General features: G+C 66.4%; 15 protein-coding genes, 1 other RNA gene and 1 pseudogene. 5 read left to right on the forward strand and 12 right to left on the reverse strand.

The window, feature by feature from the left end; all coding sequences use genetic code 11:
* The 4 genes from FY036_RS22865 to FY036_RS22880 form a co-directional block, all read right to left on the reverse strand.
* The gene (locus FY036_RS22865; protein ID WP_148916998.1) at window positions 1-1,062 is read right to left on the reverse strand and encodes an ABC transporter ATP-binding protein; all 1,062 of its coding nucleotides are present in this window, start codon (window positions 1,060-1,062) and stop codon (window positions 1-3) included.
* Window positions 1,063-1,070: 8 nt separating this feature from the next.
* Window positions 1,071-1,859: an ABC transporter permease gene (locus FY036_RS22870; protein ID WP_148916999.1), complete on the reverse strand. Its 789-nt coding sequence runs from the start codon at window positions 1,857-1,859 to the stop codon at window positions 1,071-1,073.
* 1 nt (window position 1,860) lies between these two features.
* Window positions 1,861-2,685 carry an ABC transporter permease gene (locus tag FY036_RS22875; protein WP_148917164.1) on the reverse strand — a complete coding sequence of 275 codons (825 nt, stop codon included), beginning with the start codon at window positions 2,683-2,685 and terminating at the stop codon, window positions 1,861-1,863.
* Between the two features lie 210 nt (window positions 2,686-2,895).
* Entirely contained in the window at window positions 2,896-3,924 is a 1,029-nt protein-coding gene (locus tag FY036_RS22880; RefSeq protein ID WP_148917000.1) for an ABC transporter substrate-binding protein, read from the reverse strand.
* Between the two features lie 190 nt (window positions 3,925-4,114).
* Here FY036_RS22880 and FY036_RS22885 point away from each other — a divergent pair, with 190 nt between their 5' ends.
* Window positions 4,115-5,362, forward strand: coding sequence for an NAD(P)/FAD-dependent oxidoreductase (locus FY036_RS22885; protein ID WP_148917001.1), 1,248 nt, complete (start codon window positions 4,115-4,117; stop codon window positions 5,360-5,362).
* Window positions 5,363-5,378: 16 nt separating this feature from the next.
* Here the strand turns inward: FY036_RS22885 and FY036_RS22890 are convergent, their stop codons facing one another.
* From FY036_RS22890 to recR, 4 genes are all read right to left on the reverse strand, one after another.
* Window positions 5,379-5,762: a DUF6481 family protein gene (locus FY036_RS22890; protein ID WP_148917002.1), complete on the reverse strand. Its 384-nt coding sequence runs from the start codon at window positions 5,760-5,762 to the stop codon at window positions 5,379-5,381.
* A 131-nt stretch (window positions 5,763-5,893) separates the two neighbouring features.
* Window positions 5,894-6,523, reverse strand: coding sequence for a Kazal-type serine protease inhibitor family protein (locus FY036_RS22895; RefSeq protein ID WP_148917003.1), 630 nt, complete (start codon window positions 6,521-6,523; stop codon window positions 5,894-5,896).
* Window positions 6,524-6,616: 93 nt separating this feature from the next.
* Window positions 6,617-7,852, reverse strand: coding sequence for a lytic murein transglycosylase (locus tag FY036_RS22900; RefSeq protein WP_235897772.1), 1,236 nt, complete (start codon window positions 7,850-7,852; stop codon window positions 6,617-6,619).
* A 25-nt stretch (window positions 7,853-7,877) separates the two neighbouring features.
* Window positions 7,878-8,483 carry a recombination mediator RecR gene (gene recR, locus FY036_RS22905; RefSeq protein ID WP_148917004.1) on the reverse strand — a complete coding sequence of 202 codons (606 nt, stop codon included), beginning with the start codon at window positions 8,481-8,483 and terminating at the stop codon, window positions 7,878-7,880.
* 90 nt (window positions 8,484-8,573) lie between these two features.
* On the opposite strand from recR, the gene FY036_RS22910 reads away from it, so the two are divergent.
* On the forward strand, window positions 8,574-9,077 hold the full coding sequence (locus FY036_RS22910; RefSeq protein ID WP_161601187.1) for a GNAT family N-acetyltransferase: 504 nt from the start codon (window positions 8,574-8,576) through the stop codon (window positions 9,075-9,077).
* Between the two features lie 182 nt (window positions 9,078-9,259).
* Here the strand turns inward: FY036_RS22910 and FY036_RS22915 are convergent.
* From FY036_RS22915 to ffs, 4 genes and pseudogenes are all read right to left on the reverse strand, one after another.
* Window positions 9,260-9,736: pseudogene (locus FY036_RS22915) on the reverse strand (cell wall hydrolase); the annotation flags it as partial.
* A gap of 153 nt (window positions 9,737-9,889) precedes the next feature.
* Window positions 9,890-10,213: a YbaB/EbfC family nucleoid-associated protein gene (locus FY036_RS22920; RefSeq protein ID WP_148917006.1), complete on the reverse strand. Its 324-nt coding sequence runs from the start codon at window positions 10,211-10,213 to the stop codon at window positions 9,890-9,892.
* Between the two features lie 18 nt (window positions 10,214-10,231).
* Window positions 10,232-12,058, reverse strand: coding sequence for a DNA polymerase III subunit gamma/tau (locus tag FY036_RS22925; RefSeq protein ID WP_235897773.1), 1,827 nt, complete (start codon window positions 12,056-12,058; stop codon window positions 10,232-10,234).
* Window positions 12,059-12,178: 120 nt separating this feature from the next.
* Window positions 12,179-12,276, reverse strand: an RNA gene (ffs, locus tag FY036_RS22930) — signal recognition particle sRNA small type.
* 122 nt (window positions 12,277-12,398) lie between these two features.
* On the opposite strand from ffs, the gene FY036_RS22935 reads away from it, so the two are divergent.
* The 3 genes from FY036_RS22935 to FY036_RS22945 all read left to right on the forward strand — a co-directional run bounded on the left by FY036_RS22935 (window position 12,399) and on the right by FY036_RS22945 (window position 14,572).
* Window positions 12,399-12,821 (forward strand): HIT domain-containing protein, encoded by a 423-nt coding sequence (locus tag FY036_RS22935; protein WP_148917008.1) that lies wholly within the window; start codon window positions 12,399-12,401, stop codon window positions 12,819-12,821.
* A gap of 17 nt (window positions 12,822-12,838) precedes the next feature.
* Complete coding sequence (gene nudC / locus FY036_RS22940) at window positions 12,839-13,780, forward strand: NAD(+) diphosphatase (protein WP_148917009.1); 942 nt, start codon at window positions 12,839-12,841, stop codon at window positions 13,778-13,780.
* An 81-nt stretch (window positions 13,781-13,861) separates the two neighbouring features.
* A complete protein-coding gene (locus tag FY036_RS22945) occupies window positions 13,862-14,572 on the forward strand; it encodes a GNAT family N-acetyltransferase (protein ID WP_148917010.1) in 711 nt (236 codons plus the stop codon).
* The last annotated feature ends 2 nt before the right edge of the window (window positions 14,573-14,574 follow it).

Below are 14,574 nucleotides of genomic sequence, written 5' to 3' on the forward strand. Positions count from 1 at the left end.
CTATTCCGACTTCAGCACGCAGCACTGGTCCGGCACCGGCACAAGCTTCGCAGTCGTCCCCGGCTCCAGCGGCTCCGACAGCGGGCCGTTGGCGATCAGCGGTCCTGCCGCGGTTTCGCACTGATACTGGTAGGCGCGGCCCAGATAGGTGCGAAGGCCGAGCGTCGCGGGGATGCCGGCGGCGGCAGGATCGGCCGTTACCGCAAGCCCGTCGGCACGCGCGGCCAGCACGAAATCGTCGGGAATGTCGCCGAAGCGGGCCACCGGCAGCGTCAGCTCGACCCCGCCGGGCGCCTGCGCCGTCACGGTCTCGCCCGCGCGCGCCGTCGCCTTCATCGCGATCAGGTTCTCGAACCCGACGAACCGTGCCACGAACGCGTTGGCCGGACGCTGGTAGAGCACCTCCGGCGTATCGAGCTGCATGATGCGGCCCTGATGCATGATCGCCACGCGGTCGGAGATCGAGAACGCCTCCTCCTGATCGTGGGTCACGTAGACGGCGGTGGTGTTGTTGGCGCGCTGGAGCTGGCGGATTTCGACGCGCATGTCGACGCGCAGCTTGGCGTCGAGGTTCGACAGCGGCTCGTCGAACATCAGCAGCGGCGGCTCGATCACAAGCGCGCGCGCCAGCGCGACGCGCTGCTTCTGCCCGCCCGACAGCGCACCGGGAAGCCGGTCTGCAAGCTGGTCGAGCCCGACGCGCTCCAGCATGGCGCGCGCCCGCTTGTTGCGCTCCGCCCCGCCGATGCCGCGCTGCTTTAGCCCGAATGCAACGTTGTCCAGCACCGACAGATGCGGGAACAGCGCGTAATTCTGGAACACGAGGCCGATGGAGCGTTTGTAGGCCGGCAGCTTCGTCAGGTCGGTGTCGCCCAGCCGTATCGAGCCCTGCGTCGGTTCCAGGAAGCCCGCTATAAGGCGCAGCGTCGTCGTCTTGCCGCAGCCCGAAGCGCCCAGCAGCGAGACGAGTTCGCCCGCCCCGACATTGAGCGACAAATCGTCCAGAACCTTGGTCGTCCCGTAATGGGCGGTCAGATGTTCGACGGAGAGCGGAGCGGTCATGGCGTCTTCTACTTGGCGAGGAATGTCAGGCCCAGCGTGCGTTCCACGATCGCCATGACGGCGACGGTGAGCAGCATGAGCAGCACGGAAACCGACGCGATGACGGGATCGAAGAACTGCTCGACATGGGCGAGGATCTGGATCGGCAGGGTTGATATGCCCGGTCCTGTGAGGAACAGCGAGACCGACACGTCGTTGATCGAGGTGATGAAGGCGAGGATGAACGCCGCGATGACGCCGGATCGCACATTCGGCAGGACGATGGTGAAGAACGTCTTCAGCGGCCGGCTGCCGAGGCTGATCGCCGCCTCCTCGATGGAGAAGTCGAACGAGGCGAGGCTGGCCGAGACCACGCGCACGCAATAGGGCAGCACGATCAGCGTATGACCGATCAGCAGCGTGATGAAGATCGGCGTCGATTGCCCCACCGCGACCGAACGCAGCAGTGAGAAGCCCAGCACGATCTCCGGCACCAGGATCGGCAGCACGAACAGCGTCGAAAGCCACCCCGGCAGCTGGATGCGGTACCGGTTCAGCGCATAGGCGGCCGGTATGCCGATGATGAGCGCCATCGCGGTGGCGAGAAAGGCCACCTGCACGCTGGTGATGATCGTGCGGCGGAACGCGCCGATCTCGAAGATGCGCTCGAACCACCGCAGCGTCAGCCCCTGCGGTGGGAAGGTCAAGTACGTCGTGTCGGAAAGCGCAGCGCCGAAGACGATGATCAGCGGCCCCATCAGGAAGATGTAGACGACGACGGCGAAGGCGATGAGGCCGGGGTGGAGGCGGGTGGTCATGTCAGGTCGCCATCGGGTTGAGACGGCGGGCCACCCGCGTCATGAACAGCACCACGGCGATGGTCACCACCACCATGATTGCTGCGATCGTCGAGGCACCGGTCCAGTCGAACGCCACCATGGCGCGCTGGTACATCAGCGTGCCCATCACCATCTGGCGTTCTCCGCCCAGAAGCTGCGGCGTCGCATAGGCCGTGAACGAGCCGGTGAAGACCAGCACCGCGCCGACGATCAGGCCGGGAACCGCCAGCGGGAAGATCACCTGCCGGAATGTGGCCGCCGGCGAAGCGCCCAGCGAGGCCGACGCCTGGATCACGTCGTCCGGAATGTTCTCCAGCACGCCGACGAGCGTAAGGATCATCAGCGGCACGAACAGGTAGACCATCGCCGCGATCACCGACCACTGCGTGTAGAGCATCGCGAAAGGCTGGTCGGTCACGCCCAGCCAAACGAGGAAATTGTTGAGGATGCCGTTGCGGCCCAGGATGATGAGCCACGCGAACGAGCGCACCACCACGCCCGTCAGCAACGGAAAGACGGCTGCGATGATCAGCAGGCTCTTGATGCGTCCCGGCGAGCGCGCGACCACATAGGCAGTCAGGAAGCCGACGAAAAGCGAGATCACCGTGGTGATGAGCGAGATTTCCAGCGTGCGCCACAGCACGGTGCGGCGAAACCCGCTGGAAAAGAACGCCTGGTAGGGCGCGATTATCCCCGCCGGCTCGATGAAGGTCGCGGCGATGGTTGCCGCCACCGGCAGCACCAGAAAAACCACGACCAGCACTGTGGCCGGCGCGGAAAGCACCCATCCGGCAAAGCGTTTCAGCATGGGGAAACTTCGGTTGGAGCGCCCCCTCCACCGCCGTCTGCTGTCCACCTCCCACGCTTCGCAGGAAAGAACCAGTCGTCACGGCCGTCCGTGACCTTGGTTCCTCCTTCGTTAACGGGGGAGGGGGACCATGCGAAGCATGGTGGAGGGGGCGTCGAGAGGTCGGTCATCAGTACGCAAGCCCGAAGACCGGGCCGGCTGCTTCCATCACATCCCGAAGATTTCGTTCCAGCGGTCGACCCAGGCGTCCTTCGACGCATTCAGCTTGGAATAGTCGACGCGCTTCAGCCCGTCGATCATCTCCTTGCCATAGGTCCACTGGGCGGCTTCCTCGGGCGTCAGCTCGACGGAGGCGGCCACCGGCGCGTCGACGCCGTTCTGTGCCAGCGTCTTCTGCAGCTCGGGGTCGAGGATGAAGTTGATGAACTCGTGCGCCAGCTCCACATTGGCCGCGCCCTTGGGGATGTTCACCGTGTTCAGCGTTGCGATCGCGCCGTCCTCGAGTTCGGCCCATTCGACCGTCGGCACTGCGGCCTTGAGCTGGCCGAGCGCGAAGTCCTGCGCCAGCGACACGGTGATCTCGCCGGTCGAGAACAGGTTGATCATCTCCGAGCCGGTATTGTAGTTCTTGACCACGTTGGGTTTGAGCGCCTCGATCTCGGCGAAGGCCGGATCGGCATTCTCGAAGGCATCGGTGCCGGCCTTCTCGCCGGCGATCATCACGACCATCGGACCGGCCGTGGTGGTGATGCCCGGCAGCGAAACCTGGCTCGCCAGATCCTCGCGCCACAGGTCGGCCCACTTGGTGATGGCCGGATCGACCTTGGCTGCGTCGTAGACGATGCCGACGCGGCCGATCGTGTAGGCCGGGCCGTAGCCGCCCTGCGGGTCCTGCGCAAGGTCGTACAGGCCCTCGATGTTCGGCACCTTGGAGCGGTCGATGGGCTGGAACAGCCCTTCTGCGATGCCCAGCTGGGAGAACGAATCCGTCAGGTAGATGACGTCCACGCCCTCGCCGTTGCGGATCTTCACCTTGTTGAGGCGGTCTGCGTTGTTTCCGGTCTCGAACACCAGCTCGCAGCCGCACTGCTGCTGGAAGGGCTGCACGATGAACTGGTCCAGCTTCTCGCCGTTGAAACCCCACCAGGAGATGGTAAGCGTCTCGGCTTGGGCCGATGCCGTCGTCAGGGCAAGGCCCGAAACGGCGGCGAGAATCAGGGTGCGGGGGTTGCTCATTTCACGCCTCTTTTCGTAAGGTTGGCGGGGATTTCGTCCCGCGCATGATCGAACCGGAGCTTATTTTCGCAGCGATCATGCCGCAAGCCAAAAGATTGTGCAGCGCACAGGAACCACTGATCCAGATCGGCATGTCTCACGTCTCCAGTTGGACCGCATATCACGACGTAGAGACAGGGGAACGGAAGTGATGCGGGTCGATATTCTGGTGCTGGGGGCCGGCGCGGTGGGAACGGCAACGGCGTTGCAGCTTCAACGTCGGGGCATGCAGGTCGCGCTGGTCGACCGCCGCGATCCGGGCGAGGAAACCAGCTTCGGCAATGCCGGGCTGATCGAGCGTTCGACCATCGAGCCCTACGGCTTTCCCCGCTCGCTGCGCAAGCTGGCGCGCTACGCCTTCAACAACCGTTCCGACATGCGCTACGACCTCACGCACCTGCCGCGCATCGCGCCGTGGCTGGCGCGCTACTGGTGGCATTCGGCGCCCGGCCGCCTCGCCGCGTCGGCGGCCGCACTCCGCCCGCTCATCGCCGCCAGCCTTTCGACGCATCAGGAACTGGCGGAGCTTTCCGATGCCCAGCCGCTGTTCCGCAAGACCGGCTGGATCGAGCTCACCCAGTCGCCCGCCGCCGCCGCGGAAGCGAAAACCAGCATGGAGCGCCGGCGCGTCCACGGCGTCACCGGCGTCCTGCTCGGCCGCGACGCGCTGGCCGCGCTGGAGCCTGCCCTGTCGCCGCGCGTCGAAGGCGCGGTCCACTGGCTCGACCCCTGGTCGGTCAGCGATCCCGGCGCGCTGGTGAAGGCGCATGCGGCAGCCTTCGTCAAACTCGGCGGAAGCCTGCTTCGCGGCGACGCCGCCACGGTGCGGCAAGAAAACGGGAACTGGCGGGTGACTACGGAAGGCGGCGATGTCACGGCATCGCAGGTCGTCGTCGCGCTCGGCCCGTGGTCGGGCGCGTTCGCGCGCCGGCTCGGCTATCGCGTGCCGATGGCGATCAAGCGCGGCTATCACATGCACTACGCGCTGGATGACGGCGCGGAGATCCGGCACACGATACTGGACGAGGAAGGCGGCTACGTGCTGGCGCCGATGGCGCGCGGGCTGCGGCTGACCACGGGGGCGGAGTTCGCGCCCTTCGACGCGCCCGCCAATACCATCCAGCTCGACCGTGCCGAGAGGATCGCGCGCCGCCTCGTTCCGTCGCTTGGGCGGCGGCTCGATCCCGCTCCGTGGCTCGGGCGGCGGCCGTGCCTGCCCGACATGCGGCCGATCATCGGCCCGGCACCGAGGCATGACGGCCTATGGTTTTCCTTCGGCCACGCCCATCACGGGCTGACGCTCGGGCCGGTGTCGGGCCTGCTGCTGTCGCAGATGATCGCGGGCGACGCACCGATGACCGACCCGACACCTTTCGGCATCGAGCGGTTCGATTCATAGCGATAGCGAAGATGGCTTAGCGCTGGCGCGCCTTGCGCGCGGCATAGCGCGCGTCGCGCTTGGCCTTGCGCTCGGCCTCGTCGGCCAGAAGCCGCGAGACCATGTCCTTCTCGGCGTTTTCCTTCGCCTCGGCCTCGGCCTTGGCTGCCGCTTCGGCAGCGGCCTCGCGTTCGGCCTTCTCGCGCGCGTCCTGCTCCGCCTTTTCCTTCTTCAGGCGCAGCCGCTCGGCCTCGCGCTGGGCGCGTGCCTCCGCGATGGCCTTGCGCTCCTCGCGTCGGGCCACTGCCGCCGGATCGTCGGCCGCCGGCATCTTTGCCTTGACCTTCTCCAGAAGCGCCTTCTTCGCGTCCATCGCAGTCTGCCTGCGCTCCGCGAAATTCTTTTCCTTGTAGATCGCCACTCTTCGCCTTCTCGGTTTGCGTGGGGGTGTCCGGGCGCTTTAATGATGACTCCCCGGCCGCAATTCAAGACGAAAAACGCCCTCCCCGCATGGAACGGGGAGGGTTTTTGCATTTTCGTGGCGTTTATGCGTCAGCAGGAGCCGGCGCGAACCACCCGATAGTTGGCGCTGTTGGCCTCGCAGGAGTTGCCGAAGGTCCTCTGGTCGTTGCCGCGACGGGCGCAGACCGGGTCGAAGATCATCGGACATGCCACCTGCTGGTTGCCGCCGCCGGGTCCGCCTGCGCCGGGACGGCCACCGCCATCGCCGGGGCGCCCATCACCCGGGCGACCGTCACCGGGGCGTCCGCCACCCGGACGGCCGTCACCACGGCACTCGCCCTGACCGACCACGCGGAAGCCTTCGGCGCCGGCCGAGCAGGAATTGCCGAACGTGCGGCGCTCACCGCGACGCTCGCCGCAGACCGGCTGGTAGATCATCGGGCATGCGGTCTGCTGCTGGGGCGGTCGCTCCCTGCGGCACTCGCCCTGGCCTACGATGCGGAAACCGTCGGCGCGCGCCATGCAGGCATTGCCGAAGGTCTGGCGTTCGCCGCGGCGCTCGCCGCAGACCGGCGCATATTCGCGGGTGCACATCTCCGGCGGCCTGTCAGGGCGCGGCGGGCGCGGTCCCGGTCCCTCCTCCACCACCACGCAGGCCGCAAGCACGGTCGCGACAACGGCCAGCGCGGCCGACATTTTCGCAAATGAAAGGAAACGCATTCCTCGTCCTCCTGATGTCCCCTCGAAACCCCACAATGCCCCAGCCACCCATTCGATCCCTATATGGATGGCAATTGCAAGTCCCGCTTCAACCTAACCGAGCGAACGCACCAGTCCGGCATCGGGAAAGCAGGTCGGCGCCCGGCCGTTCTTTGCCTGCCAGTCGCCGATCGAGCGCCGCGTTCGAAAGCCCGGCAGCCCGTCCGCGCCGCCGACATCGTAGCCCTGACGTTCCAGCCCGCGCTGCATGGCGGCGATGTCGGAGCGGTAGAGCTTGTCCACGCTGCCCCACGAGCTGGCAAAGCGCCGGTCGCCATAGGCGATGCGGTCGGCGGCATGGCCCACGAACAGTGCGTAGAGGTCGCTCTCGTTGTACTCCTTGAGCACGTAGAAGTTCGGCGTGACGATGAAAGCCGGGCCGGAACGGCCCGCCGGCATCAGGAGGTAGCCTTCCTGCCGTGCCTCATGGTCGGGAAACGGCCTGCCGCTGACGCGCGTGATGCCCATCGACGCCCATTCCGAAATGCGCTTGCCGCGATCCGGCCCCTCCAGCGCGCACGAAACGCTGTCCGGCACCGTCACCTCGAAGCCCCAGTCACGGCCCTTCACCCAGCCATGCGCGGCCAGATAGTTGGCGATGGAGGCCAGCGTATCGACCTGCGAGTCCCATATGTCGGCGCGGCCGTCGCCGTCGGCGTCATAGGCGTATTTGAGGTAGGAGGTCGGCAGGAATTGCGGCTGCCCCAGCGCTCCCGCCCAGGACGATTTCATCGCGGAAACCGACACGTGCCCTCTCTGCACCATCTCGAGTGCGGCCAGCACTTCCTCGCGGAACATGTCCTTGCGCCGCGCCATGAACGCCTTGGTGCCCAGCACCTCGAAGGCGTTGTGCGGGATGTTCGCGCCGCCGAAGCCGGACTCGCGTCCCCAGATCGCCACCAATATCCCTGCCGGCACGCCGAATCGGCGCTCTATCGCGTCCAGAGGCTGCTGCAGCCGTGCCACCCGGCTGCGCCCACCCGAACTGACGCCCGCCACCGTGTTTTCGGCAAAATAGTTGCCCGGCGCGCCAAACTCGGCCTGATGCTGCACCCTTGGCGGCTCGGCCGTCTGCCCCGGCGTCACCAGATCGGGCAGCTTGAGGTTCGGGCTCACGCCGTTGAAAGCCGCGTTGAACGTCTGCTGCGAGATCCCCCTCGCCCGGGCCGCCGGCCACAGATCGTTCTGCAGCCATGTCTGAAACTGCGCCGTCACGTTCTGCGCGGCGGCGGGCAACGCTGCGAACATGCCGGCAAGCGACAGGCAGAGAGCGTAGGCGAGATGTCTCATGGGCATCCTCCTGCGGTAAGGTTGGTCAAAACGCGGTTCGCGACTTCAGCGCGGCGGCGAGCGTTCCTTCGTCGAGATAGTCGAGTTCCCCGCCCACCGGCACGCCGTGGGCAAGCCGCGTCACCTTCACGTCCATGCCGGAGAGCTGGTCGGTGATGTAGTGCGCGGTGGTCTGGCCCTCGACGGTGGCGTTCACGGCAAGGATCACCTCCGACACGCCGCCCTCCGCGATCCGCGCGATCAGCGAGCGGATGTTGAGGTCTTCCGGGCGCACGCCGTCCAGCGGCGACAGCGTGCCGCCCAGCACGTGGTAGCGCACGTTCATCGCCGAGGCGCGCTCCAGCGCCCACAGGTCGGCCACGTCCTCCACGACGATCAGCGTTGCCCCGTCGCGGCGCGGGTCGGTGCAGATGGTGCACGGGTCGCTGGTATCGACATTGCCGCAGGTGGAGCAGACGCGCACCTTGTCGACCGCATCGTTCATCGAGGCGGCCAGCGGCACGAGAAGCTGCTCCTTCTTCTTGATGAGGTGCAATGCCGCGCGTCGGGCCGAGCGCGGACCGAGCCCCGGCACCTTGGCCAGAAGCTGGATCAGGCGTTCGATCTCCGGGCCGGCGATTCGCTTGGACATGGTGCCGGTTTAGCCGGGAACGGCGAAATTGGATAGCGCCGGCATCGCCCTCGGTGCATCGTGATGCTCCATCGGAACGGGAGCTTCGCCATGCCCGCAATCACCATCCGCGTCGCCGGTCCCGAGGATCGCGAGATGCTCGACCTCCTCATAGCGGCTTCCTATGCCACGCTCGACGACGGTTCCTACGACCCCGCGCGGCTGGCATCCGCGATGCCTGCTATCTCGCGCGCCAATCCCGCGCTGCTCGCCAGCGGCACCTATTTCGTCGCCGAGATCGACGGCGAAGCCGCCGGCTGCGGCGGCTGGACCAAGACGAAGCCGGGCAGCGGCGAAACGGTCGACGGCGTTGCACATATCCGCCATTTCGCCACCCATCCCGCGCATCTGCGCAAGGGCGTCGCCCGCGCGCTGCTGGACCGCTGCCTTGCGGAAGCCGCCGCCAGCGGCATCGGATTGATGAAGAGCCAGTCGACCCTGCCGGCCGAGCCGTTCTACGCGTCGGCCGGTTTCCGGCGCATACGCGTAATCGAGGTCGAGGCCGGCAAGGGCGTCACCCTGCCGGTCGTGGAGATGGAGCGGGCGCTGTCTTAGAACCTTTATTCGGTGCCCGGCCGCGTCTGGTTCGCCAGCAGCGCGCCGATCGCGTCGGCCGCCTGCGGCTTCACGTCGTAGGACATCATCGTCGTGGAGCTATCCACCACCGCATTGGCCGTATCGACCGCCTCCTGCGCGGGCTTCGCCTCGGCCACCTGCTGGTCCGCCTGCCTGCTGCGCCGGCTGCGCTTCTCGTAGAAGGCGTTACCGCCGGCTTCCAGCACGTAGTGCATGTTCTTGTAGGGGAAGGTCAGGCCGGCCTGGTGGAAGTGGTGCGCGTTCTTCACCGCCGGGTGGCGCTCGCCCTTCAGCACCGCGTCGGCGGCCGCCATCACGTCCGGCATCGCCTTGGAATTCATCTGGCGCGAAAGCACGCCCGGCGCGAACTGGTTTTTCTGGCCGACGACGCCGCAGACCGTCTCGGGATACTGGCCCGATTCGAGCCTGTTCATCACCACCGTGCCGACGGCCACCAGCCCCTCGCGGCTGGACCGGATCGATTCGAAGAACATCGCGCGCGCAAGGCAGTCGCGGTCCTTGGTCGAATAGGCGTGGGTGGACGAACGCTTGTCGATCGACGAGGTCGTGACCCCGTCGAGCGCACCCGTACTTTGGGAGCATGCTGCAAGCGTCAAAGACAGCGCGATTGCGCACAGCGGCGAACGCCGCGCGAACGGGAATTTCCGGTACACTATACTAACCCTCTCCGAATGGTCCCCGCCACGTCGGATGAGTCAGAAGAAAAGGATTTTTCGGGCAAAAAAGTGGCCGTGCGATGACCGCACGGCGACAAGGCCGTCTTTTCGTTGCTAAAAAGGCAGCTTCATGCCGGGCGGGATCGGCAGGCCGGCGGTCAGCTCGCGCGACTTTTCCTGCATCACCGCTTCCACCTTGGTCTTGGCATCGTTGTGGGCGGCGAGGATCAGGTCTTCCAGCACCTCCACGTCGTCTTCCTTGAACAGCGACGGGTCGATCTTCAGCGAGCGCATGTCGAACTTGCCGGACAACGTGATCTGCACCAGCCCGCCGCCGGCCTGGCCGCTGGCTTCCATGTTGGCGATCTCTTCCTGCATGGCCTGGAACTTGGCCTGCATTTCCTTCGCCTTGCTCATCATGCCGAGGAGGTCTTTCATGGTCTTCTCCGAACTCGTCTAGATATCTTCGTCATCGTCGCCGATGCCGGGGTCGGGCATCGCGGCGGCAGTCTCGTCTCCCTCGGCTTCCGGAGCGTCGGGGATGCGCACGTCTATGATCTTCGCGCCGGGAAAGCGCGACAGTATGGCGGCCACAGCCGGATCGTTGCGCGCATCCGTGAATTGAGCATCCCGCCTGGCCGTTGCAATTTCCGACAGCGTCTGCCCGCCCTGCTCCTTGGACGTGGTTATCAACCACCGCCGGCCCGTCCATTCCTTCAGCCGTACAGCTAGGTCGTTCAGCAGGCTCTTGGGTGCATTGTCGGTAAGGGCCACCTCGATATGGCCGTCCTGGATGTTTACGGGGCGCACATATTTCTTGAGGTTGATCTCAAACAGCTTGTCGCGGTTGGCGTCGGCCAGCGCAGCGATGTCGGCGATGGTGCGGATGCGCACCTGCGGCTCGGCCTGCTCCTCGACCGGCGGCGCTTCGACTACCGGTCGGCTTTCGGCCACCGGCTGGGAGGCGACGAGCCGCATCGTCTGCCCGCCGCCGCCGTTGGAGGACGGCATGAAGGATGCGCCCACGGCCGATGCCGGCGCGCCGGAAGGTGCCGCCGCCCCGCCGCCATTGGCGCGCGGAGCCCCGCCGTTCGAGACCGGCGCGCCGTTCTCGATCGCCTTGAGCGCCTCGTCCAGCGTCGGCAATCCCGCCGCGTGGGCAATGCGGATCAGCACCATCTCGGCGGCGTTGATCGGCCGGTTGGCCGCCTGAACCTCGGAGATGCCCTTGAGCAGCATCTGCCACGTGCGAGACAGCACGCGGATCGACAGCGTCTTCGAGAACTCCGTGCCCCGTGTGCGCTCGTCCTGCGACAGCGAAGGGTCGTCTGCCGCCGACGGCACGAAGCGCATGCGCGTGACCAGATGGTTGAACTCGGCAAGCTCCGTCAGCACCGTCGCCGGGTCGGCGCCCGCATCGTACTGGGCGCGAAACTCGCCCAGCGCTGCCGCCACGTCGCCCTTCATCAGCACCTCGAACAGGTCGATGATGCGCGCCCGGTCGGCAAGGCCCAGCATGTCGCGCACGGTTTCGGCCGTCACCTTGCCCGAAGAATGCGCGATGGCCTGGTCGAAGATCGACTGCGCGTCGCGCATCGAGCCCTCGGCTGCGCGCGCGATCATCGCCAGCGCGTCGTCCTCGGCCTCCACGCCTTCCAGCCCGCCGATATGCGCCAGATGCTGCTTGATGAGCGCGGCGTCGATGCGGCGCAGGTCGAAGCGCTGGCAGCGTGACAGGATGGTGATCGGCACCTTGCGGATTTCTGTCGTCGCGAAGATGAACTTCACGTGCGGCGGCGGTTCCTCAAGCGTCTTCAGCAGGCCGTTGAAGGCCTGGTTCGACAGCATGTGGACCTCATCGATGATGTAGACCTTGTAGCGCGCGGAGACCGGCGCGTAGCGCACCTGCTCGATGATGTCGCGGATGTCGTCGATGCCGGTATGCGAGGCCGCGTCCATCTCGATCACGTCGACATGGCGGCCTTCCATGATCGCTTCGCAGTGCAGGCCGGGAACCGTCAGGTCGACCGAGGGCTGGTCCGTCTCTGCGGTCTTGTAGTTGAGCGCGCGCGCCAGGATGCGTGCCGTGGTCGTCTTGCCGACGCCGCGCACGCCGGTCAGCATCCAGGCCTGCGCGATGCGGCCCGTCGAGAAGGCGTTGGTGAGCGTCCGCACCATCGGCTCCTGGCCGATGAGGCCGGAAAAGTCGCGCGGGCGATATTTCCGCGCCAGCACGCGGTAGGCGGCGGGTTTGCCCGTCTCGTCTGGTCCGCTCTTTTCCATGGCGCGTAGAATCCGCTCCCTCATTCCGTGCGCGAGGCACGAGTTTCGCCCCCGCAAGCCGGCGGCGTCAACCGCTTCGCGTCACGGCCCGGTGGATGGCGCCCGGTGGACGGAGAAAGGGTGGGAGGCTGGCACGATGACCCGTGCCGTGGCTCGTTAGGGCTGCTTCCTTCCGGACCTGACCCGGTTGGCGAGTGGCTCGTCCACCACCAACCTCCCGAGGTCCATATCGGCAATTCGCGGCGCGATTGCAAGGGCGGATGCCGGTTTCGCGAATGATTCGCTTGCAGCCGGCACGGCGCACATCTAGCCTCACGCAAAACCTAGGGGAAACGCCGTCATGCCAGCCGCACCGGCCGGATTCGAACTCGATCCGCGCATCGAGCGCGACAGCCAGCAACTGATGTGGCTCGGCCTTTGCGAACTGCGTCTCATGGACGACAAGCGCTGGCCGTGGCTGCTTCTGGTGCCGCAGCGTCCCGGCGCGGTGGAAATCCACGATCTCACGCCGCTTGACCAGACCATGCTCACCTTCGAGACCAACATGGTCAGCCAGGCACTCAAGCGCGTCACCGGCTGTCTCAAGATCAACATCGCGGCTCTGGGCAACGTCGTGCCGCAACTCCACATGCACGTCATCGCGCGCAACGAGGGCGACCCGAACTGGCCCGGCCCCGTCTGGGGCCACGGTCATCGCGAGCCATATCGGCGCGAGGATTTGCACCAGTTCGTCAACGCGATAAGGTCCGCGCTCTCTCCATAGAACGGCGACCGCATTTCATGACCTTCTTCCTGTTTTCCGCGCCCGAGCGCGAGCCCAGCCAGTTCGTGGGCTTTTCCGGCAACCGCATCGACCGACAGTCCGAGAACCGCACCGACGACGCACTGGAGAACGCGCTCGGCGATCCGCGGCTGCGCATCCTCCAGACACGCGGTGGCCGCCTCTACCTCAAGCTCAACGGCGGCGGGTTCGACGCCTATTTCAGCCTGGCGGACGCCCGCGCGATGGGCGCGAAGCTTGAACACGCAGTGCTGCTCGGCATGGCCGAGGGCGGCCCCGTCATCATGGCTCCCGGCGCGGTCGAGCCCGACGATCTGCCCGAAGGCATCAAGGCGATCGATCACCGCTCGGTCTATGTGCAGGGGCTGGTCGGCCCCGAGACGCTGGGCGAACTCGCACAAGGTGCCGCGCTTCTGGCGTGGCATCGCAATCATCGCTTCTGCGGGCGCTGCGGGGCCGAGACGCAGATGCGCATCGGCGGCTACAAGCGCACCTGCCCCTCCTGCTCGGCAGAGCATTTCCCCCGCACCGATCCGGTCGCGATCATGCTCACCGTCGCGCAGGACAAGTGCCTGCTCGGCCGCAGCCCGCATTTCGCACCGGGCATGTATTCCTGCCTCGCAGGCTTCATCGAACCCGGCGAGACCATCGAGAACGCGGTTCGCCGCGAGACGCTGGAGGAGGCCGGCATCCGGCTCGGACGCGTCGCCTACCATGCCAGCCAGCCCTGGCCGTTTCCCCATTCGCTGATGATCGGCTGCTTCGGCGAGGCGCTGAACGACGACGTGGATTTCGACGGCAAGGAGCTGGAGGACTGCCGCTGGTTCGCCCGCGACGAAGTGCGGCTGATGATCGACGGCCGTCATCCCGACGGTCTCGGCGTCCCGCCCGCCGGTGCCATCGCCAGCCACCTCATCCGCGCCTGGGCCGACGCCGGCTGATCCCCGCGACCTGTTCCTTATCGGGACGGCACGAAACTTGCTGAGTTCCTTTCGGGGCACCTTTTCCCCGGAGGAACCATCATGAGCATGGACACAGCCACACCTCTTTCAGGCAAGACGCCGGACCTCCTGCACCAGATCGACCATCTGGCGCAGCGCATCAGGGGCCGCCTCAAGCCCACCCTCGTCGCGCGCACGGTGCGCTACGGGCTTCGCCGCGACCTGACGAAGCCGATCGAACACGTCACCGCGAAGATCCCGATCTCGTCTCGCCGCATGACGCAGCGCGACATCGACATCATGCTGCCGGAAGACGCCTCCGCGCTGCCGCCCGCCGATCAGTTGGAGGTCAAGTGGCGCAGGCTGTTCCTCGACAAGGCAGGCATCGAGAACGGCTACGTCGCCATCGACGAGCGCGACGGCTCGCCCTGCTACATGCAGTGGCTGTTCGGGCAGTCGGAAGCGGACATCGTCGAGGATCTCGGCGGCTTCCCGCGCTTCGGGCGCGACGAGGCGCTGCTCGAATGCGCCTACACGCCGCCCAGCCATCGCGGGCTCGGCATCATGTCGGCGGCCATGGCGCTGTTTGCCGAACACGCGCTCGATTTCGACGCGCGCTACGTGCACACCTTCGTCGGCACCGAAAACGTGCCCTCGCTCAAGGGTTGCCGCAAGGCCGGCTTCGACCCGCACATGGTCCACACGCGGCGCTTCCGGCTGTTCGGCCTCCTGCGCGACGACAGTTTCGACGTGATGGCCGAGGAAGACCCGCGCCGCAGCTGGGAGCTTTGACG

This window comes from Neoaquamicrobium microcysteis (assembly GCF_008180155.1).
GTDB lineage: Bacteria > Pseudomonadota > Alphaproteobacteria > Rhizobiales > Rhizobiaceae > Aerobium > Aerobium microcysteis.

Coding starts and splice junctions, on each gene's coding strand:
- FY036_RS22945 (WP_148917010.1), top strand. CDS start 13,862: ATGAGCATGGACACAGCCACACCTCTTTCAGGCAAGACGCCGGACCTC.
- FY036_RS22920 (WP_148917006.1), bottom strand. CDS start 10,213: ATGAAAGACCTCCTCGGCATGATGAGCAAGGCGAAGGAAATGCAGGCC.
- recR (WP_148917004.1), bottom strand. CDS start 8,483: ATGTCCAAGCGAATCGCCGGCCCGGAGATCGAACGCCTGATCCAGCTT.
- FY036_RS22935 (WP_148917008.1), top strand. CDS start 12,399: ATGCCAGCCGCACCGGCCGGATTCGAACTCGATCCGCGCATCGAGCGC.
- FY036_RS22880 (WP_148917000.1), bottom strand. CDS start 3,924: ATGAGCAACCCCCGCACCCTGATTCTCGCCGCCGTTTCGGGCCTTGCC.
- FY036_RS22900 (WP_235897772.1), bottom strand. CDS start 7,852: ATGAGACATCTCGCCTACGCTCTCTGCCTGTCGCTTGCCGGCATGTTC.
- FY036_RS22885 (WP_148917001.1), top strand. CDS start 4,115: ATGCGGGTCGATATTCTGGTGCTGGGGGCCGGCGCGGTGGGAACGGCA.
- FY036_RS22865 (WP_148916998.1), bottom strand. CDS start 1,062: ATGACCGCTCCGCTCTCCGTCGAACATCTGACCGCCCATTACGGGACG.
- FY036_RS22895 (WP_148917003.1), bottom strand. CDS start 6,523: ATGCGTTTCCTTTCATTTGCGAAAATGTCGGCCGCGCTGGCCGTTGTC.
- FY036_RS22910 (WP_161601187.1), top strand. CDS start 8,574: ATGCCCGCAATCACCATCCGCGTCGCCGGTCCCGAGGATCGCGAGATG.
- FY036_RS22925 (WP_235897773.1), bottom strand. CDS start 12,058: ATGGAAAAGAGCGGACCAGACGAGACGGGCAAACCCGCCGCCTACCGC.
- FY036_RS22870 (WP_148916999.1), bottom strand. CDS start 1,859: ATGACCACCCGCCTCCACCCCGGCCTCATCGCCTTCGCCGTCGTCGTC.
- nudC (WP_148917009.1), top strand. CDS start 12,839: ATGACCTTCTTCCTGTTTTCCGCGCCCGAGCGCGAGCCCAGCCAGTTC.